The sequence below is a fragment of the Gordonia zhenghanii genome, assembly GCF_021738965.1.
GTDB classification, from domain to species: Bacteria; Actinomycetota; Actinomycetes; order Mycobacteriales; family Mycobacteriaceae; genus Gordonia; species Gordonia zhenghanii.
This window is the reverse complement of sequence record NZ_JAKKOQ010000001.1, coordinates 434256-455175: the sequence shown is the minus strand read 5'-3', so window position 1 is coordinate 455175 and position 20920 is coordinate 434256. Positions and strand designations below refer to the sequence as shown.

Annotated in this window: 21 protein-coding genes and 1 tRNA gene; 13 read left to right on the top strand and 9 right to left on the bottom strand. The window is 68.1% G+C overall.

The window, feature by feature from the left end; translation table 11 throughout:
- The first annotated feature begins 15 nt into the window (after nucleotides 1–15).
- Both L5G32_RS01950 and L5G32_RS19315 read left to right on the top strand, forming a co-directional pair.
- Nucleotides 16–837, top strand: coding sequence for a carbon-nitrogen hydrolase family protein (locus tag L5G32_RS01950; protein WP_237009321.1), 822 nt, complete (start codon nucleotides 16–18; stop codon nucleotides 835–837).
- Entirely contained in the window at nucleotides 834–1943 is a 1110-nt protein-coding gene (locus L5G32_RS19315; protein WP_237009320.1) for an LmeA family phospholipid-binding protein, read from the top strand. Before L5G32_RS01950 ends, L5G32_RS19315 begins: the two co-directional genes overlap by 4 nt.
- A 1-nt stretch (nucleotide 1944) precedes the next feature.
- On the opposite strand, the gene purU is transcribed toward L5G32_RS19315, so the two are convergent.
- Complete coding sequence (gene purU, locus L5G32_RS01940; protein ID WP_308192007.1) at nucleotides 1945–2793, bottom strand: formyltetrahydrofolate deformylase; 849 nt, start codon at nucleotides 2791–2793, stop codon at nucleotides 1945–1947.
- A 94-nt stretch (nucleotides 2794–2887) separates the two neighbouring features.
- Here purU and deoC point away from each other — a divergent pair, with 94 nt between their 5' ends.
- Nucleotides 2888–3565, top strand: coding sequence for a deoxyribose-phosphate aldolase (deoC, locus tag L5G32_RS01935; RefSeq protein WP_237009318.1), 678 nt, complete (start codon nucleotides 2888–2890; stop codon nucleotides 3563–3565).
- Between the two features lie 4 nt (nucleotides 3566–3569).
- On the opposite strand, the gene L5G32_RS01930 is transcribed toward deoC, so the two are convergent.
- Complete coding sequence (locus tag L5G32_RS01930) at nucleotides 3570–4670, bottom strand: ROK family transcriptional regulator (protein ID WP_237009317.1); 1101 nt, start codon at nucleotides 4668–4670, stop codon at nucleotides 3570–3572.
- Nucleotides 4671–4726: 56 nt separating this feature from the next.
- Here L5G32_RS01930 and L5G32_RS01925 point away from each other — a divergent pair, with 56 nt between their 5' ends.
- Complete coding sequence (locus L5G32_RS01925; protein ID WP_237009316.1) at nucleotides 4727–5491, top strand: SDR family NAD(P)-dependent oxidoreductase; 765 nt, start codon at nucleotides 4727–4729, stop codon at nucleotides 5489–5491.
- On the opposite strand, the gene otsB is transcribed toward L5G32_RS01925, so the two are convergent.
- Genes otsB through L5G32_RS01900 form a run of 5 tightly spaced genes read right to left on the bottom strand, consistent with a single transcriptional unit; the run spans nucleotide 5478 to nucleotide 10137 of the window.
- The gene (gene otsB, locus L5G32_RS01920; protein WP_237009315.1) at nucleotides 5478–6260 is read right to left on the bottom strand and encodes a trehalose-phosphatase; all 783 of its coding nucleotides are present in this window, start codon (nucleotides 6258–6260) and stop codon (nucleotides 5478–5480) included. The two genes, L5G32_RS01925 and otsB, sit on opposite strands and share 14 nt — an antisense overlap.
- The gene (locus L5G32_RS01915; protein WP_237009314.1) at nucleotides 6257–7660 is read right to left on the bottom strand and encodes an alpha,alpha-trehalose-phosphate synthase (UDP-forming); all 1404 of its coding nucleotides are present in this window, start codon (nucleotides 7658–7660) and stop codon (nucleotides 6257–6259) included. Before L5G32_RS01915 ends, otsB begins: the two co-directional genes overlap by 4 nt.
- Nucleotides 7661–7666: 6 nt before the next feature.
- On the bottom strand, nucleotides 7667–7834 hold the full coding sequence (locus tag L5G32_RS01910; protein WP_237009313.1) for a hypothetical protein: 168 nt from the start codon (nucleotides 7832–7834) through the stop codon (nucleotides 7667–7669).
- Nucleotides 7835–7844: 10 nt separating this feature from the next.
- Nucleotides 7845–8630, bottom strand: coding sequence for a MerR family transcriptional regulator (locus L5G32_RS01905; protein WP_237009312.1), 786 nt, complete (start codon nucleotides 8628–8630; stop codon nucleotides 7845–7847).
- A gap of 40 nt (nucleotides 8631–8670) precedes the next feature.
- Nucleotides 8671–10137 (bottom strand): threonine/serine exporter family protein, encoded by a 1467-nt coding sequence (locus L5G32_RS01900; RefSeq protein WP_237009311.1) that lies wholly within the window; start codon nucleotides 10135–10137, stop codon nucleotides 8671–8673.
- Nucleotides 10138–10245: 108 nt separating this feature from the next.
- Here L5G32_RS01900 and L5G32_RS01895 point away from each other — a divergent pair.
- Together L5G32_RS01895 and dprE1 are read left to right on the top strand one after the other, a co-directional pair.
- A tRNA-Thr gene (locus L5G32_RS01895) sits at nucleotides 10246–10320 on the top strand.
- Nucleotides 10321–10460: 140 nt separating this feature from the next.
- The gene (dprE1, locus tag L5G32_RS01890; protein WP_237009310.1) at nucleotides 10461–11879 is read left to right on the top strand and encodes a decaprenylphosphoryl-beta-D-ribose oxidase; all 1419 of its coding nucleotides are present in this window, start codon (nucleotides 10461–10463) and stop codon (nucleotides 11877–11879) included.
- 16 nt (nucleotides 11880–11895) lie between these two features.
- Here the strand turns inward: dprE1 and L5G32_RS01885 are convergent, their stop codons facing one another.
- On the bottom strand, nucleotides 11896–12375 hold the full coding sequence (locus L5G32_RS01885) for a GyrI-like domain-containing protein (RefSeq protein WP_237009309.1): 480 nt from the start codon (nucleotides 12373–12375) through the stop codon (nucleotides 11896–11898).
- Nucleotides 12376–12446: 71 nt separating this feature from the next.
- On the opposite strand from L5G32_RS01885, the gene L5G32_RS01880 reads away from it, so the two are divergent.
- Genes L5G32_RS01880 through L5G32_RS01855 form a run of 6 tightly spaced genes read left to right on the top strand, consistent with a single transcriptional unit; the run spans nucleotide 12447 to nucleotide 18254 of the window.
- Nucleotides 12447–14024 carry a carboxylesterase/lipase family protein gene (locus L5G32_RS01880; protein ID WP_237009308.1) on the top strand — a complete coding sequence of 526 codons (1578 nt, stop codon included), beginning with the start codon at nucleotides 12447–12449 and terminating at the stop codon, nucleotides 14022–14024.
- Complete coding sequence (locus L5G32_RS01875) at nucleotides 14021–14437, top strand: RidA family protein (RefSeq protein ID WP_237009307.1); 417 nt, start codon at nucleotides 14021–14023, stop codon at nucleotides 14435–14437. Before L5G32_RS01880 ends, L5G32_RS01875 begins: the two co-directional genes overlap by 4 nt.
- Entirely contained in the window at nucleotides 14434–15654 is a 1221-nt protein-coding gene (locus tag L5G32_RS01870; protein WP_237009306.1) for a winged helix DNA-binding domain-containing protein, read from the top strand. The genes L5G32_RS01875 and L5G32_RS01870 overlap by 4 nt, the downstream gene beginning before the upstream one ends.
- 41 nt (nucleotides 15655–15695) lie before the next feature.
- Nucleotides 15696–16400: a response regulator transcription factor gene (locus L5G32_RS01865; protein ID WP_237009305.1), complete on the top strand. Its 705-nt coding sequence runs from the start codon at nucleotides 15696–15698 to the stop codon at nucleotides 16398–16400.
- A gap of 17 nt (nucleotides 16401–16417) precedes the next feature.
- Nucleotides 16418–17806, top strand: coding sequence for a sensor histidine kinase (locus L5G32_RS01860; protein ID WP_237009620.1), 1389 nt, complete (start codon nucleotides 16418–16420; stop codon nucleotides 17804–17806).
- Between the two features lie 22 nt (nucleotides 17807–17828).
- Nucleotides 17829–18254, top strand: a complete 426-nt coding sequence (locus tag L5G32_RS01855; protein WP_237009304.1) for an HIT family protein — start codon at nucleotides 17829–17831, stop codon at nucleotides 18252–18254.
- 19 nt (nucleotides 18255–18273) lie between these two features.
- Here the strand turns inward: L5G32_RS01855 and L5G32_RS01850 are convergent, their stop codons facing one another.
- Nucleotides 18274–20370, bottom strand: a complete 2097-nt coding sequence (locus L5G32_RS01850) for a RecQ family ATP-dependent DNA helicase (protein WP_237009303.1) — start codon at nucleotides 20368–20370, stop codon at nucleotides 18274–18276.
- 99 nt (nucleotides 20371–20469) lie between these two features.
- Here L5G32_RS01850 and L5G32_RS01845 point away from each other — a divergent pair, with 99 nt between their 5' ends.
- The gene (locus L5G32_RS01845; protein ID WP_237009302.1) at nucleotides 20470–20907 is read left to right on the top strand and encodes a MerR family transcriptional regulator; all 438 of its coding nucleotides are present in this window, start codon (nucleotides 20470–20472) and stop codon (nucleotides 20905–20907) included.
- Nucleotides 20908–20920: the final 13 nt, after the last annotated feature.

Here is a 20920-nt window from a genome sequence, read left to right as displayed (position 1 = left end):
CGAGAAGGAGGTCGCGTGCGACTCGCAATGGCCCAGATTTCCACCGGGACCGATCCCCAGGCGAACCTGACGCGGATAGTCGAAGAGACGCGGCGCGCGGCCCGCGACGGCGCCGAGCTGATCGTGTTCCCCGAGGCGTCGATGTGCCGGTTCGGTGTGTCGTTGCGCAACGTCGCACAACCCCTGGACGGTCCCTGGGCGTCCGGGGTCTCCGGCGTCGCCGACGAGACCGGTGTGACCGTCGTCGCCGGAATGTTCACACCGTCGCCAGACGGCCGGATCCGCAACACGCTCGTGGTGGCCCGGCCGGGACTCCAGCGACTGGCCTACGACAAGATTCATTTGTTCGATGCATTCGGGTTCCGTGAGTCCGACACGATCGCGGCGGGCGACGAGCCGCTCGTCTTCGACCTCGGTGAGCACCGGATCGGGGTGGCCACGTGCTACGACATCCGCTTCCCCGAGTTGTTCACCGAACTCGCTCGACGCGGGGCGCAGCTCGTCGTCGTGCCTGCGTCGTGGGGGGCAGGCCCCGGAAAGCTCGCGCAGTGGCAGTTGCTTGCGTCGGCGCGGGCGCTGGACTCGGTGTCCTACGTCGCAGCGGTCGGCCAGGCGTCGCCTGCCGATGCCGCAGTCCGGGAATCCTCAGCGCCCACCGGGATTGGGCATAGCCGAATCTCAGATCCGTTCGGTAGCGTTGTCGCCGACTACGATTCCGGCGAGCGGGTTGATCTGCACGATCTCGATCTGTCCCGGACCGACAAGGCGCGTACGGCGCTGGCGACGCTCGCCAACCGCCGGGACATTCCCCGACTGGATGGGACGGATGCGAAGTGACAGAAGACGAGAACCGCGCGGATCAGAACCGCGAGGACGAGAACCGCGCGGATCAGAACCGCGAGGACGAGAACGAGCTGGGCGCAACGCCCGATCCTGCCCCCGAGTCCGAAGAGACCCCCACGGGTGAGGTCGTCACCGGTCCGATCGACCAGAACCGTGTCCAGGCCCAGGCCCAGGCCCAGGCACCCCAGCCACCACAGTCCCAGCCGGAACCCCCGACGCACGCCTATTCGCAGGCGAATCCGTCGACCAAGCAATTCGAGACGCCGGGAACCGGCGAGTTCGAGCCGACCGGGACGACTCCGGCGGGGCCGCCGCCGAGCGCACCCGTCACCCGCTCGGCGCCTGCGGGCGACAAGAAGCGGCGTCGACGCACCTATTCGCTCGTCGCACTGGCGCTGGTCCTGGTCGTGATCATCGCGGGCGTCGGCACCGAGCTCTACATGCGCAACAAAGTGACCGGCTGTATCGAGAACGCGTTCGGCGACCTGACCGGTGCGTCGACCGAGGTGTCCGTGTCGCGTAAACCGATGCTGCTGTCGGTGTTCGGCGGCGACGTCCCGTGGGTTCAGGTCGACACGAATGACGGCGACGCCGCCGACATGCGCCTGCACGCGAGGGCCGAAGGCATCAGTACCGACGGCGGAACGGTGCAGCACCTCGAGGGCAACGGAATCCTGCCGTACGACCGGATCACCGAGCTGAGTAACAGTTCGGAGACCCAGGGGAGCGCGAAGATCACCGGGATCACTGCCGACGAGCAGGCCGGGACGATCAAGGTGAGTACCGAAGTGCCGATCGCGATCATCTCGGTCCCCGCCACTGTGACTCTGAAGCCCAAGCTGGCCGACGGAGCCGTCTCCTTCCAGGTGACCGACGCGACCGCGCTCATGTTCGGTCTGCCGTCCGACTTCGCCCAGCCGATCGTCGATCAGGTGACCCAGTCGATGTTCGGCCCGCTGTTCAAGCAGATCAAGGTCGACAAGTTCACGGTCGGCAAGACCGGGGTCGACTTCAGCTTCGCCGGCGACGACGTGAACATGCAGGCGGCGTCGGAGTCGAACACGTCGTCCGGCGACTCGTCCGGCGGCTGCTCGATCTAGGTCAGGTGAAGACGACGGTCTTTCGGCCGTGGACGAGGATGCGGTCCTCGAGGTGCCAGCGGACTCCGCGGGACAGGACGAGGGCTTCGATGTCGCGACCCTGACGGACCATGTCCGCGGTCGAGTAGTCGTGGTTGATCCGGCTGACGTCCTGCTCGATGATCGGGCCTGCGTCGAGGTCGGCGGTCACGTAGTGGCACGTCGCGCCGATCAGTTTGACGCCCCGGTCGAACGCCTGGTGGTAGGGGCGGGCGCCGATGAAGCTCGGTAGGAAGCTGTGGTGGATGTTCACGGCTCGTCCCGCCCACGCCTCGCAGAGGTCGGCGGGCAGGATCTGCATGAATCGCGCCAGGATGATCGCGTCCGGGGTGTAGCCGTCCACGAGTTCGCGCAGCTGTGAGAACGCCGCAGGCTTGCCGTCGGCCGGGAACGGGATGTGGTGGAACGGCACGCCGAAGCGCGTCGTCAGCTCTTCGAGGTCGCGGTGGTTGCCGATCACGGCGCGGATGGTGGCCGGGAACTCGCCGCGTTCGGCGCGACCGAGCAGATCGATGAGGCAGTGGCTGTCCCGGCTGACGAGTAGGACGACGGACTTCTCGACGCCGGTGTCGGTCATCGACCACTCGGCCTCCGGCCCTATCCGCGCGGCCACCTCGGTGAAGCGGCGTCGGAGCTCGTCGACGTCGAGGTCGACGCTGTCTGCGCGGATCGCCTGCCGGGTGAAGAACCAGCCGGACTGGTCGTCCGAGTGGTACCGGGCCTCGGTGATCCAGCCGCCGATCTCGGCGATGAATCCGGAGATCGCGGCGACGATGCCGGTGCGGTCGGGGCAGCCGAGGGTCAAGACGATCCGCCGATCGTCGTCCTGGGTTGCAGGCGAGACGGGTGCGGGGGAGGAGGGTGTGGAGGTGCTCACCCGTCCAAGTGTGCCAAGCTCGTATGTTGTGACGAAAAGCAACCTGAACCGGGCGGCGGTCGCGGCCCTCGTGGACCACACGCTCCTCCGTCCCGCAGCGACTCGCGCCGACGCCGCTGCGGCGGTCGGCGAAGCGGCCGACCTGGGCGTCTACTCGGTCTGTCTGTCTCCGTCGATGCTCCCGATCGATACGGGGCCGTTGACGACCTGCGTCGTCGCGGGCTTCCCGTCGGGCAAGCACCATTCGTTGGTGAAGGCGGCCGAAGCGCGGTTCGCCGTCGAGAACGGCGCGCAGGAGGTCGACATGGTGATCGACGTCGGCGCCGCTGTCGCCGGGAACTACGACGAGGTCTTCGCCGACGTCCTCACCGTCCGCGAAGGCGTCGGGGCCGACACCGTGCTCAAGGTGATCGTCGAGTCGGCGGTCCTGCTGGAGACGATCGGCGACGACGGGTTGGCCGCGGTGTGCCGCAAGGCCGTCGACGGCGGAGCCGACTTCGTGAAGACCTCGACCGGCTTCCACCCGTCCGGCGGCGCGAGCGTGCACGCGGTGCGGGTGATGCGGGACACCGTCGGGCCGTCGATCGGCGTCAAAGCGAGCGGCGGAATCCGGACGGCCGAGTTCGCCGCGGAACTGATCGAGGCAGGAGCGAGCCGATTAGGGCTGTCCGGCTCGCGCGCCGTGCTGAACGGGTTCGCCGAGTAGCGCGTCAGACGACGGCCAGCGGGTCGACGTACACGGACGACAACGCGACGGCGACGGCCGCAGCCTCGGTCACGTGGACGCCGAAACACGTCGGGACGATCTCCAGCGGTCGGTCGATCAGGGTCGCTTCGTCGAATGCGGCCTGGACCGGAGCCAGCCCCTGCGGGTGGGCGGCGAACGCGTCGCCCGCGACGACGATCTCGTCGGGGTTCACCACGTCGCGCATCGCTGCGACGGCCTGCCCGAGGACGCGGGCCCGCTCGTCGGCCAGCCGGTTGGCTCCCGCCTCGATGCCGAGACGTTCGGCGGCGTCGAGCAGCGACTGCGTGCCGATCACCGACTGGAGCCCGGCGACGGCCGTGTCGGCGAGTTCTCCTGGGACGACGGTCAGGCCTGCGATGGTCCCAGCGCCGCGGGCGGGCTGATGTACGTGGCCGCCGAACGTCATCGCCATGCCGACGGTCTCGCGAGCGTAGAAGAACAGACCGGACGGCCCCCGGGCTGCCGCGCCGGACAGGATGAGCTCGGCGGCGGCCATCGCCTGCACGTGCTCGGACACCGAGACGGGAACGTCGAGCGCCGCCGTCAGTTCGTCGCCGAGCGGCTGATGTCGCCACCCGAGGATCGGGTGGTCGACGACGCCCGACTCGCTGTCGACCGCCCCGCCGATGGCGACGCCTCCCCAGAGGACGCGTCGGCCCGAGAAGCGATTCGCGAGCACCCGCAGCTGGGCGCACAGGTCGGTGACGTCCGTGGTCCGCACGGCGTGCGAATACAGGGTGCGTCCGCGCAGGTCGGCGACCACGAGTGCGGTGCGACGCGCGCCGACGTGCATGCCCGCGACGCAGAAGTGGTCCCGGTCGATGGTCAACGGGAGTTTGGGGCGACCGATGGCCCCGGGGTCCACGAGGTCGGCGCGCTCGGTGACGAGCTTCGCGTCGAGCAGTGCGTTGACCTGACGGTTGACGGTGGCGGGCGACAGGTCGACGGCGGCCACGACCTGGTCGCGGGTGACCGGCCCGTGCACCCGGATCGCGTGCAGGACGGCAGCGGTCGGACCGGTCCCGACGCGCAGACTCGCTGGGACCACTCCGCTACCGATCATGGCGTCGAATCTAGCAGCCGGGTGGGGCGGCGAGCAGTCTCTTAGACTGGAGAACCATGACTACTTCAACTGATTCGGGCGATGGACGGCAACGCAGAGTCGCAGTGGTGACCGGCGCGAGTTCGGGTATCGGAGAGGCGACGGCCCGCGCGCTCGCGAGCGACGGCTACCACGTCGTCGTCGGGGCGCGTCGAACCGATCGGATCGAGACGCTGGCAGCCGAGATCGGCGGTCGCGCACAGCATCTCGACGTCACGGACGCGGAGTCGGTCGAGACGTTCGTCGCGTCGCTCGACCGGGTGGACGTCTTGGTCAACAACGCGGGCGGTGCGAAGGGGTTGGCGACGGTCGCCGACGCCGACCTCGACGACTGGCGGTGGATGTGGGAGACCAACGTCATCGGGACGCTCCGCGTGACGAAGGGACTGCTGCCGCTCCTGGAGGCGTCGGGTGACGGACTGATCGTGACGATCACCTCGATCGCGGCGATCGAGACCTACGACAACGGTTCGGGCTACACGTCCGCCAAGCACGGCCAGTCCGTGCTGCACCGGACGCTGCGACCCGAACTGCTGGGCAAGCCGATCCGGCTCACCGAGATCCTGCCGGGCATGGTCGAGACCGAGTTCTCGCTCGTCCGGTTCGACGGGGACGCCGAGCGCGCCGACGCCGTCTACAAGGGGCTCACGCCGTTGACTGCGACGGACGTCGCCGACGTGATCGCGTTCGCCGCGTCCCGCCCGCCGCACGTGAACCTCGACCAGATCGTGCTGATGCCGCGCGATCAGGCGAGCGCCCGCCGCAACGTCAAGACCGGGTAGCGCTCGCGCGCAACTCGACGGCCGCGGTCAACACCTGTGCGACCTCGTCGGGGCCGGTGATGCGGAATTTGGCGGCAGTCGCGCCGTCGCCGACCTTGACGCCGACGTCGCCGGGCAGGTTCAGGTGCGCGAACGCCTTCTCGTCGGTGATGTCGTCGCCGAGATAGAGCACGGCCTGCGCGTGGACGCGGTCGCGGAGACGGTCGAGCGCGTGTCCCTTGCTCGTCTCGATGACCGCGAGTTCGATGACGGACTTGCCGTGCGTCACGTGGACCCCCGCCCATGACGCGGGACCCTCGACGGCCAGCGTGAGCGCGGCGCGGGCATCGTCGTCGGAGGCGTTCCGGACGTGCAGGGTGGTGCTCGCGGGCTTCGTCTCGACGCTGGTGCCGGGGAACCGTGTCGCGATGGACTCGAACTCGGCGACGACCGCGGCGAGGAGAGTCTTCTGCTCGACGGTGAGCGGCTCGTCGAATCCGGACTCGAACTCGGCGCCGTGGCTCCCGACGAGCGTCACCGGGTCACCCAGGCCGGACAGTGCCGACAGGTCGGCACGTGCCCGCCCGGACACGAGTGCAGCCCACGTCCCGGGGAGGTCGGCGGCAGCGGTCAACGCCGCTGCGGATGCCGGATCGGGCACCGCGTCCTCGGGACGCGACACGATGGGCGCGACGCAGCCGTCGTAGTCGGAGGCGATGAGCACGCGGTCCAGCGACGCGAACTCGACGAGTGCGTCGCCGAGCGGGGTCGCCCGAGCCGTCGGACTCACTGGCTTGCCTCGGCGAGACACTGCAGGAAGCTCCGCGACCACAGGTCCACGTCGAAGTCGAGGACCTGCTGGTGCAGTGCCGACATCCGTTCGCGCCGCGCCTGCGGGTCGTCGGTCACCGCGCGGAAGACGGCGTCCTGCACGTTCCGCTGGTCGTACGGGTTCACCAGGTACGCCTGGTCCATCTCGGTCGCGGCACCGGTGAACTCGCTGAGGACGAGGGCCCCGCCGAGGTCGGAACGGCAGGCCGCGTACTCCTTGGCGACGAGGTTCATACCGTCCCTCAGTGGGGTCACGAGCATGACGTCGGCGGCCAGGAAGTAGGCGAGCAGTTCGTCGCGAGGCACGGGTTGGAGCAGGTATCGGACCGGTGGGCTCGTCACGGTCCCGTGGGTGCCGTTGATATGCGCGACGGACTGCTCGATCCGGTTGCGGACCTTGATATAGCTGTCGACGTTCTCCCGGCTCGGACTGGCCAACTGGACCAGGACGGTGTCGGCGGGGTCGAGTCGGCCGTCGCGGAACAGGCCGTCGAGCGCGTCGAGCCGGACGTCGATGCCCTTCGTGTAATCGAGGCGGTCGACGCCCAACAGGACGGTCGCCGGATCGCCGAGTTCGGCACGGATGGCCGCAGCGCGTTCGGTCATCGCCGCGGCCTGCTCGGCGACGTCTGAGGCGTCGACCGAGATCGGGAACGATCCGACTCGGATCGTCCGAGCGCCGTCGCGAATCGTGCCGAGCCCGTCGCGGACGCCGACCGGGTCGTGAGACGCCTCGACACCGAGGACTCGACGCACCAGGGTCAAGAAATTCTCGGCTCCGCCGGGGAGGTGGAAGCCGACGAGGTCGGCTCCGAGTAGCCCGCGGAGTAGTTCCGCACGCCACGGGAGGCGCGTGAACAGCTCGTACGACGGGAACGGGATGTGCAGGAAGAATCCGATGCGCAGGTCCGGGCGCAGTTCGCGGAGGAGGGCGGGGACGAGTTGGAGCTGGTAGTCGTGCACCCACACGGTCGCCCCGGGGTCGGCGGCCTCGGAGGCAGCCTGCGCGAAGCGCTCGTTGACGGCGACGTACGTCGTCCACCAGTCGTGGTCGAAGACCGGTTCCACGAGCAGGTCGTGGTAGAGCGGCCAGAGAGTCGAGTTGGCGAAACCCTCGTAGTAGTCGGCGATCTCGTCGCTCGACAACGGAACCGAACGGATGTCGATCCCGTCGATCTGCGGGTCGTCGGACGAGTCGGGCACACCGCTCCAGCCGACCCACGCGCCCGAATGAGAGGCGAGAGTCGGGGTCAATGCAGTGACGAGCCCGCCGGGTGCACGCTTCCAAGAAGTGGACCCGTCGGGCTCGACACGTTTGTCGACCGGCAGACGATTGGCGACTACGACGAAGTCAGCCATGCCGGATCAGGCTGCCGGTTCGTCCGGTGCGATTCCGAGCATGGCGAGGAGCATCCGGCATTCGTCGGCGTCGGCGGCGTACGCGGCGACGACTCGACGCGCGGAGAGCGCAGTCTCGTCGGCGATCGTTGCCAGTTCCTCGTCTGTGGTGATTTCAGTGGTCTTAGCAGGCATGCTGCCGATTCTACCTGTGGTCGGATCCACCGTGCCGATCGGCGTTGGCGACGATCGCGTCGCGAACGTACTGGGACAGTCCCGGTTCGAGATCGTCGTAGGTCGCCGCGAAGCGCGGATCGCTCACATACATCTCGCCGAGGCACCGATGGAACTCGTGGTCGCAGTCGTAGAACCGATCGTTCATGTGGACCCGAACGCGCTCGGCGATCGCCACTGCGACGTCGCCGTCTGCGGGTTCCCCGGCGCGCATGGCGGCGATGAACGCGTTGTTGGCCGCGTCCTGCTCGTCCTTGATCTGCGCCCAGTCGGCCTTCGTGTACTGCGCGGTCCGTGCCTGCGACTGGGCCCACTTGTCGGTGTCGCCCCAGCGTTCCTCCGCCTCGGCCTGGTACTCGTCGGAGAACCCGTGCCCGAACAGTTCGCGCAGGTCGTCGTCGGTCGCCGGTCGGTTGTTCATCTCTCGCTCCAATGCTTGATCGATTGCGTCGACGAGGGTGTCGAGCTCGTCACGCCTGGCGGTGACGGTGGCACGCTGCCTGCGGAGATGGTCGACGGCGTCGTCGGACCCGTCGAGCAGGTCGGCGATCTCATCGAGCGGCATCTCGAGCCTGCGGTACACCACGATCTGCTGCAGCCGAACCAGATCCGCCTCGGTGTAGAGGCGGTATCCGGCGCTGTTTCGGTCGGTGGGGTGCAGCAGGCCGATCTCGTCGTAGTGGTGCAGAGTCCGCACCGTCACGCCCGAGAGGTCGGCGAGCTGTCCTACTGTCCACGTGGTGTCCTTGCGTGTCATCCTCACGCCTTCGATAGTCGGGGCTGACGTCGCGTGAGGGTCAAGCGCTGGTGCCGTTGCGGTTTCCGTGCGGCTTGCGGACCACAGGTCTGCGCAGGTCAGGACGCTGTGGGATCCGTATTATCCGGCTCGGGAGATGGGGTCGACGCAGCGACCGGGCGATGAACTCACCGAGCGTGACGCCGGCGGCGAGTGCGCAGCCGGTCGTCAACGCACCTGCCACCTGGCTGAATCCGACGAGTGACTGGTCGCTCATGATCCCGTACAGGCCGCGGTAGATCGCCAGACCAGGCAGAAGCGGAGTGATCCCGGCGACGGCGACGACGAGCGGGGGAGTGAGCGCACGGCGTGCGGCGAGACCACCGACGAGGCCGACGACGACGGCGGCCGTCGCGGAACTCAAGATGGTGCCGGAGTCGGTGAGCGCGAGGCCGAACGCGACCGCGGACGCGACGGCGCCCGCGCCGAGCGCGACGGGGATCGCGCGACGCTCCGCGTAGCTGCCGACGGCGAACGCTCCGGCGGCTATCGCGCCGCCGACGATGCGGGCGGCGAGATCGGCTGGTCCGAACGGCATCTGGGTTCCCAGGCCGGGCAGGATGACGCCGACGCTCTCGACGATCCGCAGCCCCAGCGCGACACCTGCGAGGATGCCGCCGGTCAGCAAGACGACTTCGGAGAACCGCGCGGTGCCGGTGATCGGGGCTCCGGTGATCGCGTCCTGCACCGAGCCGACGAGTGAGAGTCCCGACAAGAGGACCACGATGCCCGCCGCGATGATCTGCGACGGCGCGAACGATTCGCCGAGGCCGAGTTCCTCCCGCCAATGGAACAGGAGCGCTGCGGGCACGACGGCGATGAATCCGCCGGCGAACTGCTGGAAGAAGATGGGGGTTCCGGCGCGCGCCAGCCGACGATTGATGCTCACGATGATGACCGTCGTGATCAGTGCGGTGAACCAGACGACCCAGGTGCCGCCGAGCAGGATCGAGATGCCCGACGCCATGACGCCCCAACCGGCGTTCGCCACCCAGTACGGGTAGTGGTGCGGAGCCCGGGTGATCTCGTCGACGATGCCGTGGGCGGTCGCCGGGCTGATCGCCAGCTGGCGGATGCGCCGCACCAACCGGTCGACGTGGGCCAGTCGGGTGAAGTCGAGCGACCGCGCGTAGACGGTGCGGACGCACGTCACGGGAGGAAGGTTGTTGCCGCGCTGGGCGCACACGATGATCGTGTTGAACGTGACGTCGATGTCGACGTCGTCGAGGCCGTAGATGCCCGCGACGAACTCGATCTGTCGTCGGGTGTCGATGGCGCCGGTCCCGGAGTCGAGGAGGACGGCCCCGATCTTCGCGGCGAGGTCGAGCACTTCGGTGATCGCCGCCTCGTCGTCGATCGCGATCGGTTTGCGAGGCGCGACGAAGATGCTGCCCGGCTCGATCGTGTCGATCGTGGCCTGGGCTGTTCCGAGAACCCTGTTGAGCCCTCGGCGGATGAACGCACGCACGTGCGCGGCCTCCTCTCGGTCATTTCGGTCGGTGCGTGGTGCCGCGACTGTTACAGAGACGATGCTAGTCCGGACACATGAGAGGCGACCGTTATACTTTGGCCGCACGCCTCCTTAGCTCAGTGGTAGAGCACTCGCCTTGTAAGCGAGCGGTCGTCAGTTCAATCCTGACAGGGGGCTCCAACCACGTCTCCTCCGGTTACTTCGCCGGGGGAGACGTGTGCGTTGCACGAGTGTGATGGAGGTAGCCCTCCGACTCGATTCACGGGTCCTCTCATCTGAATCGCACGATCTTCTCAGTGACCGTCTGTACGTTCGCGACCGTGACTTCAACAGCTGACAATGTCGTGCAGACCCGCTACTTGGACGGGTGGTCGCGGACCAACGGGGTCCACGCCGCAGTACTCGCCACCCGCGATGTTGACGCCATCGCGCGTGCCGTCTCGCGGGTCGCCGACGAGAACTCCGACGACCCTCGATACCTGCGGCACGGTGTGATCGCGCGGGGCCTCGGACGCTCGTACAACGAGTCCGCGCAGAACCGTGCGGGTCTCACGATCGACATGACCGCACTCGATCAGATCCACCGCATCGACGGCGAAGAGCTGATCGCCGACGTCGATGCAGGCGTCACTCTGGACGGCTTGCTGAGAATCTTGGTTCCACTCGGGTTATGGCTGCCGGTTCTTCCCGGGACGCGTCAGGTCACTGTCGGCGGGGCCATCGCGCACGATGTCCACGGCAAGAGTCACCACAGCACGGGCAGCTTCGGCGACCAGGTGGCCGACCTCGATCTGCTCATCGCCGACGGTCGCGTTCTCACCGTGGGCCCCGACGGCACGGCAGACGACCCGGACGGCTCGCTGTACTGGGCGACCGTCGCCGGTCTCGGCCTGACCGGCATTGTGCTCCGGGCACGTCTCCGGGTGCAGCCGACAGACACCGCGTACTTCCTGGCCGACGGCGTCGTCACGCACAGCGTGGAGGAGACGATCGAGCTGCACCGCAGCGAATGGTCCGACGCCGCCGACTACAGCGCCGGATGGTTCGACGCGGTGAGCAAGGGGCCGAGACTCGGGCGCGGATACTTCACCCGCGGCAGGCTGGCATCGGTCGACGAACTGCCCGCGAAACTCCGGAAGGATCCGTTGAAGTTCGACGCTCCGCAGTATCTGACGGTGCCCGACGTCTTCCCTAGCGGGCTCGGCAACCGGTACACGTTCGGGGCGATGAGCGAGGCGTACTTCCGGACCGGCTCCGACTACACCGGGAAGATCCACAACATCACCGGCTTCCTGCACCCGCTGGACATCATGGGGGAGTGGAACCGCTTCTACGGGCGGCGAGGATTCCTGCAGTACCAGTTCGTGCTTCCGCCGGAGAGTCTCGACACGTTCGCTCCGCTCCTGCGCGCGGTCCGGCGTTCGGGACACGCGAGCTTCCTCAACGTCCTGAAGAAGTTCGGTGCGGGCAACCGTGCCCCGCTGTCGTTTCCGACGGAGGGGCTGACCGCGACGTTCGACTTCGGGATCTCCCGAGGCCTCGACCGTCTCGTCGCCGACCTGGACCGCCGGGTCCTCGACGCGGGCGGACGCCTCTATACGGCGAAGGACTCGACGACGTCGCCCGCCACGTTCGCCGCGATGTACCCGCGGCTGGACGAGTGGACCGCGGTACGCCGCCGCATCGACCCGAACGGAGTGTTCGTCTCCGACATGGCCAAGCGCCTGGGGTTGGTGTGACCTGTAGTCGGTGTGACTAGTAGAGGGCCAGCAGGTCGGTACGCAGATCCTCCTGCGGCGTCGACGACGGGTCGTTGACGTAGATCTCGATGGTCGCGCGGGGCGTCCGGCCGCCGTTGACCGCGTGGACCTCCATCAACGAGTCCCATGCCGAGCCGAGGCCGTCGAAGCCGCCGATGTGGCTCATGATCAACGCCGGGCCGGACGGGAACACCTCGTTGGCGATGTCGCCGAAATCGTCGACGTCGACGGGGCCTGCGACCGGGAATCCGATCGTCAGGTCGAAGACGTCGGTCGGGTCGCCCTCGTACATCGCGTACGGCGGTCCGACGGGCCGCGTCTGGGCGAGCGTCTGGAACGACTCGTCGAAGATGTCCCGCAGATCCTCTATTCGGACGTCGTAGAACCGTTGGGTGACGACGGCGATCCCCTCCGGCAGAGTCAGCTCCATCGGCTGCAGAAACGAGTCTTCGCGGAAGAACAGCGGAATGCTCATGGCAGCGAGCGTACGGATGCGTGGGCGCACTCGCACTGCGGGACCGGGACTTCTGACGGCACAATGGTGTCGTGCACTCCGATGATCTGGTCGTCGACACCTCCTACGGACCGGTCCGCGGCGTCTCCGGGGATTCCATCGACGTCTGGAAGGGCATCGCCTACGCGCGGCCGCCGGTCCACGAGTTGCGGTGGCGGCATGCGGTGGAGCCCGCGTATCACGCCGACGTCGTCCCGGCCGACGCCTTCGGGCCGGTGTGTCCGCAACCCGTGATGCAGGTGATCGAACTCGCCGACGGCGCTCGCCAGGAGGAGGACTGCCTCTACTTGAACGTCGCGACGCCGCGCGGTGCGGCGGCGAGCGACGCGGAACTCCCGGTGATGGTGTGGATCCACGGCGGAGCCTACCTGTGCGGTGCGGGCTCGCAGCCGATGTACAACCCGGTCTCCCTGATCACGACGGGCAACAGCGCGGGCACGCCGACGGTGATCGTCACCGTGAACTACCGGATGGGGGCGTTCGGTTTCACGGATCTGTCGGCGTGGTCGACGGCCGACCAGACGTACGAGGCCAACTGCGGCATGTCCGATGTGCTCGCCGCCCTGCGGTGGGTCAATCGCAACATCGCGGGCTTCGGCGGCGACCCGTCGAACGTCACCGTGTTCGGCGAGTCCGCGGGCGGCGGCATCGTCACCACCCTGCTGACGATGCCGGACGCGGAGGGACTCGTGCACCGCGCGATCGCCCAGAGCTCGCCCGCGACGAGTGTCTACGGCCGCGAACGGGCGGAGAAGCACGCCGAGATCACTCTCGCGCCGCTGCCGCAGGAGAAGGTCCGACCCGGGATGCTCCGCAACGTCCCGGCCGGCCCGCTCGTCGCGGGGTCGCAGCGGGCGTTCCTGACTGTCCCGCGCGACTTCCCGGGCACCATCGCGCACACACCCGTCATCGACGGCGACCTGATCCCGGACGATCCGCTGCACGTGTACGACGCCGACGCGTCGTTGCCCGTGCCGTTGCTGATCGGCACCAACCGGCACGAGACGTCGCTGTTCAAGTGGATGTCGTCACCGTTGATGCCGGTGAAGTCCGAGCATGTGGACGCGATGTTCGCCCACATCGGCACCGAGCAGCCCGATCTTCCGCTGCCCGAACCAGACCACCTCGACGAGTCGTACCAACACGTGAAGGCGAGTGTGCGGAGCATGGCGATCTCCCGCGACATCGGTTTCCGGATGCCGGCGCTGTGGATCGCCGAAGCCCACAACCGGCAGGCTCCGGTGCACCTGTACCGCTTCGACTGGGCGACGCCGCTGCTGCGCTTCATCGGATTCGGCGCCGCCCACGCCACCGAACTGCCGTACGTGTGGGGCAATCCGGCGTCGACGAAGCGCGACCCGATGTACCGGCTCGGCGGACGGCAGACCGGTGACGAGGTGTGCCGCCGCGTCCAGCGGCGCTGGCTCAACTTCGCTGCTTCCGGGGATCCGCGCGTCGGTGACGGCAGCGACCGTGGCGGTGCGGTGTGGGAGTCGTACACCGACGACCGGCACGCGTCGCTGCGGATCGGCGCGGAGGACACGGCGGCTCTCGGGCTCGACGACGCAATGCTGCAGGCGTGGGGCGAGGAGGCGTTGAGCTTCCGATGACTCGACCACGCGTGCGCAGGCACGGATCGCAGAAGCTGTTCGACGGCGGGTTCGCCTACAGCGCCGAGGTCTCCGATGCGACCATGCTCTACACAGCGGGGGTGTCGCCGCTCGACTCGGACGGAGCCGTGGTGGGGCCCGACGATCCGGTCGCACAGGTCACCCACGCGTTCCGGCTCCTGTCGGTCCTGCTCGACGAGCGCGGCGCCGCGATCGACGACATCGTGAAGCTGACCGTCTACATCGCGACGTCGCAGCGCGCCGACCTCGCCGCGGTCTGGGAGGCGTTGGCGCCCGAGTTCGGCGGCGAGATCCCGCCCGCCGTGATCGTCTCCGTCACCGTGCTGCCCTATCCGGGGCAGCGTGTGGAACTCGACGCGGTCGCGGCCCTGCGCGGTTCGGGCCTGCCGTGACCCGACCGTTCGTCGATGACGCTCAACGCCGCAACCGCCTCCAGCGGCGGCACCTGCTGGCGGGCGCAGCCGGGGTCGGGCCAGCGACATCTGTCGTCGACGTCGCCGACGCCATGGTCGGACTGCACGCGACCACCGCGTCGACCGTGCACCTGTCGGTGTGGGCGCGTGGCCCCGGAATTCGGAGGGAGACCGTCGACGCTGCGCTCTACGCCGAGCGCAGCGTCGTGAAGCAACTGGCGATGCGGCGGACTCTCTTCGTGATGAGCCGTCCGGTCCTGGCCGACGCAGTCGGTGCCGTCGGCAGTCGTGTCGCGGCGTCCGAACGGACGAACCTCCTGCGCGACCTGCGACGCGATGACGGCCCCGTGGATCCGGAAGCCTGGATCGCGGACGCGCGCACCGCGGTCCTCGCCCTGTTGGACGGTACCGAGTTGACCGCGGCAGAGATTCGAAAAGCGTTGCCGGACTTCGATATCGCAATCGTGCGCGATGTGGGGAAGAAGTACGGCGGCCCGTCGCAGATGCTGCCGCGGCTGCTCAATCACCTGGCGGCCGCGGGCGAGGTGGTCCGCGGCACGAATCGAGCCGACTGGTTCGCGTCCCGCCCCGGCTGGACGTCGATGTCGTCGTGGCTCGGCGAGTCGCTCCCCGCGGTGACCGCCGCCGACGGCCTCCGCGACCTGGTGGCTCGCTGGCTGCGGTCCTTCGGCCCCGGCACCGAGACCGACCTCGTCTGGTGGCTGGGGTCCACGAAGACGGCTGTCCGCGCCGCGCTCGCGGCTCTCGACGTCGTCGAAGTGGATCTGTCGTCGGGCGACGTCGGCTATCTCCTCGCCGACGACGTCGAACCCCTCGACCCGGTGGAGCCGCGCGCACTGCTGCTGCCCGGACTCGACCCGACTACGATGGGATGGAAGCAGCGCGCGTTCTATCTCGACGACAGCCACGTCCGGCATCTCTTCGACACCAACGGCAACGGTGGACAGACGGCGTGGTGGGACGGCCGAATCGTCGGCGGCTGGGTTCAGGACGGCGGATCCGGCGACGGCGCTGTCCGCATCCAGCTCCTGGAAGACGTTCCGCCCGAAGGCGTTCGGGCTCTCGAATCGAAGGCGGCCGAGCTCGCCGAGTGGTTGGGTGACGTCCGGCTCACGCAGGGCATGTTCGCCTCCCCGATGATGAAGAACCCGGTTCACAGGAATCTCCCAGCATAAGGACAGCCCGAACAGAGCCTGGACGTGCATTATTGACTGCTATGAGCGAGACCCCTGCCGCCAAAGTGCTTGTCGTCGACGACGAGGAGAACATCCGCGAACTGCTGTCAGTGTCCTTGAAGTTCCAAGGCCACGAAGTGCGGACCGCGGCGGACGGTCCGGCGGCGATCGACATCGCTCGCACCTACCGACCCGACGTCCTGATCCTCGACGTGATGATGCCGGGAATGGATGGATTCGGGCTGTTGCGCAGGCTCCGCGCCGACGGGATCGATGCGCCTGCTCTGTTTCTGTCCGCTCGGGACTCGGTCGAGGACAAGGTCAACGGGCTCACCATCGGCGGAGACGACTATGTCACCAAACCGTTCAGCCTCGAGGAGGTCGTCGCGCGGATCGGAGTCTTGCTGCGGCGCAACGGACACGGCGACAAGGCCACCGAGCCGTCGCGCATCGTGTTCGCTGACATCGAGTTGAACGAGGACACTCACGAGGTGTTCAAAGACGGCGAACTCGTCGCGCTCTCGCCGACCGAGTTCACGCTTCTGCGCTACTTCATGGTCAACGCCGGGACGGTCCTGTCCAAGCCGCGCATCCTGGACCACGTGTGGAACTACGACTTCGGCGGCGACGTGAACGTCGTCGAATCGTATGTCTCGTACCTGCGGCGCAAGGTCGACACCGGTCCGCAACGCCTCATCCACACGCTGCGCGGCGTCGGCTACGTGCTGCGTGAACCGCGTACGTGAACGCGCTCACCGCGCGTATGCGGGCGATGCCGCTACGAGTGACTCTGGTTCTGCTGACGGTGGTCCTGGTACTCGTCGGACTGGGAGCCTCCGGTGTCGCGGTGACCTCGGCGATGCGCGCCGACCTCGTCTCCCGCGTCGACGAGGGACTCAACGACGCAGTCAACGGCTGGGCACAACCGCACGGGCCGCGTAGCGACGACGCCCCGGGGCCGCCCGGACTTCGTCGTCCACCGTCGCAGTACTTCGTCGCGTCGACGCTCCCGAACGGCTTGCAGATTCAGTTCAACGACTTCGAGTCGGCACCGGACCTGTCGTCGCTGCCGGACGGCGACGCTTCGCCGCGCACCGTCCACTCAGCGGGAAGCGGTCCGAGTTGGCGGGTGGTGAAGCGAACCTCGAACGGGATGTCGAGCATCGTCGCGATCCCGTTGAGCGACGTGAACGCCACCATGACCCGGTTGATCTGGTTGCAGGTCGGCGTCGGCTGCATCGTCCTGATCGCCATCGGCGTCCTCAGCTACCTGCTGGTCCGCACGAGTCTGCGGCCGTTGCGACGGGTCGAGGAGACCGCGCACGCAATCGCGGGCGGAGACCTGCACCGGCGAGTGCCAGCGCGTCCCGCGAACACCGAAGTGGGGAGCCTCGGCGAGTCGCTCAACGCGATGCTCGTCCAGATCCAGAGCGCATTCGCAGCGACCGAGGCGTCCGAGCAGCAGGCGCGGGCGTCGGAGGAGAAGATGCGGCGGTTCGTCGCCGATGCATCGCACGAGTTGCGCACCCCGCTGACCTCGATCAAAGGTTTCGCCGACCTCATGTCGATCGGCGGCACGTCGGATCCCGCCGACGCCGTCCGTCGTATCTCCGGGGAGGCCGACCGGATGACGATGCTCGTCGAAGACTTGCTGGTGCTCGCACGGCTGGACGCGCAGCGTCCGTTGTCCGTCGGGCCCGTCGACGTCCTGCCATTGATCGTCGACTCGGTGGAGGCGGCACGTGCGTCGGCACCGGACCGGACGATCGACATCGACCTGGCGGCGTTCGATCCGGCGACGGTGGTCTCCGGCGACCGGTTGCGGCTCCGTCAAGTTCTCGGGAACCTCGTCGGCAACGCGATCGCGCACACCGGCGGGGCCGTCACGGTGTCCGCACGAGTCGACGGCCCCGACGTCGTCGTCGAGGTCGCCGACGAGGGGCCCGGTCTCACCGCCCACGAATGCGAGCACGTCTTCGAACGCTTCTACCGCGGCGACCCGTCACGGCACCGCGACGACTCGGGGTCGGGAAGCGGCCTGGGGTTGTCGATCGTCGCCGCCCTCGTGCACGCGCACTCGGGCCGCGTCGGTGTGCTGTCCGAACCGGGGCACGGTGCGCGCTTCTGGTTCGCGCTCCCACGCGAGCAGTGAGCCAGAGAAGTAAGGTCGGGGCATGGCTTCGGTATTCACGCACATCATCAACGGAGACCTGCCCGGACGTTTCGTCTGGAAGGACGGGACGTCGGTCGGGTTCATGACGATCAACCCGGTGACGCCCGGCCACGTGCTCGTGGTGCCGCGCAAGGAGATCGACCACTGGGAGCAGATCGACACCCCGACGTTCACGCACCTGACGGACGTCTCGCAGAAGGTCGGCCGCGCGGTGAAGGACGCGTTCGACGCGCCGCGCATGGGCCTGTTGATCGCGGGTCTGGAAGTGCCGCACCTCCACATCCACGTGTTCCCGGCGCACACGCTGGAGGTGTTCGACCTCTCGCAGGCCGAGCAAGACCCGTCGCCGGAGTCACTCGACGACGCTGCGGCCAAGATCCGCGCGAGTCTGCGTGGTCTCGGCTACGGCGAGTACGTCGCAGACTGAACGTCCCGCCGGTCTGACTTCACACGGTCTGGTGCACCAGCATCGGCAGCACCGCGGTGGCTCCGGCCTCCCGCAGCGAGGCGGCGGCCAGCGTGACCGGCCACCCCGACGACGTCTCGTCGACCACGAGGAGCACCGCTAGGCCTGCGACGTCGGTCGGAGCCTGCCCGAGGTGATCGCGCCAGTAGGCGGCTTCGGTCGCGCTGGTCGCGTCCCGACTGGGGATCGGGCCGCCGAGTACCGGATAGTCGGTCCCCGGCCGACGACCGACGGTGCGGAGTCGTTGCGCGAGGTCGGCCGCCAGGTCGCCGCCCTGTAGGTCGAGGGAGACGATCGTCTCCGGTCGGATGCCGCCGCGTCGTCCCCAGTCGCCGAGGACGGCGACTGCTGACTCGGCGAGTCGTTCGCGTGCCGTCGCGTCGCCGTTCTTGGCGGAGCCGAGGACGTCGCCCCACTGTGGTGCGTCGGCGAAGGCGAGGACGCGACCCGCTTCGGCTGCGAGGTCGGGCGAGATCCGGCCTCGGCGGCCGAATGACCCGCCGGGCCACATCTTTCGGGGCGCGAGGATCTGCGCGTCCCGTCGAAGGACCGCCGACAGGGTCGCGACGGTCTCCTCGTCGGGACGGGCATTCAGTCCCGGCGTGAGTTCGCCGCGGCACACCGAGCAGCGACCGCAGTCCTGCGCCGCGGGATCGTCGAGCGACTCGGTGAGCAGTCGCATCAGACAGCGTTCGCCGCGCACGAACGAGCGCATGATGTCGGCCTCGCGCTGTCGTACGGCGACGACGCCCTCGTAGTGCGGTGCGTCGTAGACGTACGGTCTGCCAGTCGCCGCCCATCCGTCCGAGGTGCGTTCCACGACACCGTCGACGGCCAGCTGCTTGACGGCCAATTCCACCTTGCCGCGTCGAATTCCGGTGGCCGACTCCAGATTCGGCACACTCAACGGAGTGCCTGCCTCGTTCATCGCGTCGAGGATCCGGTCCATCCGCTTCGGATCGGGGATGGTGGCGGTCGCGAAGTAGTCCCAGATCGAGTCGTCGAGCCGGGAGGCGAGCAGGACCACGACGGCTTCGTCGAGGGCACGGCCGGCACGACCGACCTGCTGGTAGTAGGCCACCGGCGACGGCGGTGCGCCGACGTGCACGACGAACCCGAGGTCGGGTTTGTCGAAACCCATGCCGAGCGCCGATGTGGCGACCAACGCCTTCACTCGGTTGTCCAGGAGAGCGTCCTCGAGTTCGTGACGTTCGTCGGCGGGCAGTTGACCGGTGTATGCGGCCACCGGAGTGTCGTCGCCGCACACCGTTCGGATGGCGGTGACCAGCCGGTCGGCGTCGGCGACCGTCAGCACGTAGATGATGCCCGAGCCGGGGAGGAACGGAAGTTCTTGCGCGACCCAGCCGTACCGCTGAATCGGGGACAGCCCGTCGACGACGTTGAGGTGCAACGATTTCCGGGCCAGTGGTCCGCGCAGAACCAGGGTGGCCTCGCCCAACTGGTCGGCGATGTCGTCAGTGACCCGCTGGTTCGCCGTCGCGGTGGTCGCGAGCACCGAGGTCTGCGGATTCAAGTTCTGCAGGACGTCGGAGACCCGACGGTAGTCGGGTCGAAAGTCGTGTCCCCAGTCGGAGATCGCGTGCGCTTCGTCGATGACGACCAAGCCGAGCCGTCCGGCGAGCGCGTCGAGCACCCGGGCGCCGAATCCCGGGTTGGCGAGCCGTTCGGGAGAGACCAGCAGGACGTCGAGGCTCCCGGACAGCAGATCGCTCTCCACCGCCGACCATTCGTCGACATTGCTGGAGTTGAGGGTGGCTGCAGAGAGTCCGGCCCGGCCCGCCGCTGCCACCTGGTCACGCATCAAGGACAGGAGGGGCGACACGATCAGCGTCGGCCCGCCGCCCGTCGATCGGACCACTGCGGTGGCCGCCCAGTAGACGGCCGACTTGCCCCAACCGGTGGCCTGCACGACCAGCGCGCGCGACCCGGGAGTCGCCAGTGTCGCGACGGCGGTCTCCTGATCGTCGCGGAGGCGGGCGTCGGGTCCGGCGAGCGAGGTGATGACGCGTCCGGCGACGGAGCGCTGCGCGTCGGTCAGAACCGGTGGAGTGTTCATGGGAACCAACGTATAGGCGACCTGCGACGAGATCGAACGCGTTATCCACAGGCCGGCGTTCCTTGCGTTGGAGTGCACTCCAAGCTCTACCGTTTCTTCATGACGTCCAATGAGCTCTCGATAGCCGACGTGTCGGCTCGGACCGGTCTCTCGCGTGACACTCTGCGCTGGTATGAGTCCGAAGGACTGATCCCCGCGGTGCCGCGCAATTCGGCGGGTGTTCGGCGGTATGACGATCCGACGGTCCGCATGATCGATCTGCTGGTCCGGCTGCGTCGCACCGGGATGCCGGTTGCGGCGATGCGCGATTTCGTGACCATGGTCGGGCAGGGAGCGCGGACTCACGGGAGGAGGATGCGGCTGTTGCAGGATCACCGGGAGGAGATCGAGTCGCGGATCCGTGAACTCGCCGACGACCTGGACGCCGTGGACGTCAAGATCCGGCACTACCGGGAGCTCATCGACGCCGGTCAGGACTGTGCAGAGCAGCCGATCATCGATCCCGACGAGCTCGACGAGCAGCGTCGGACCCACTGAACGAACGTGAAGG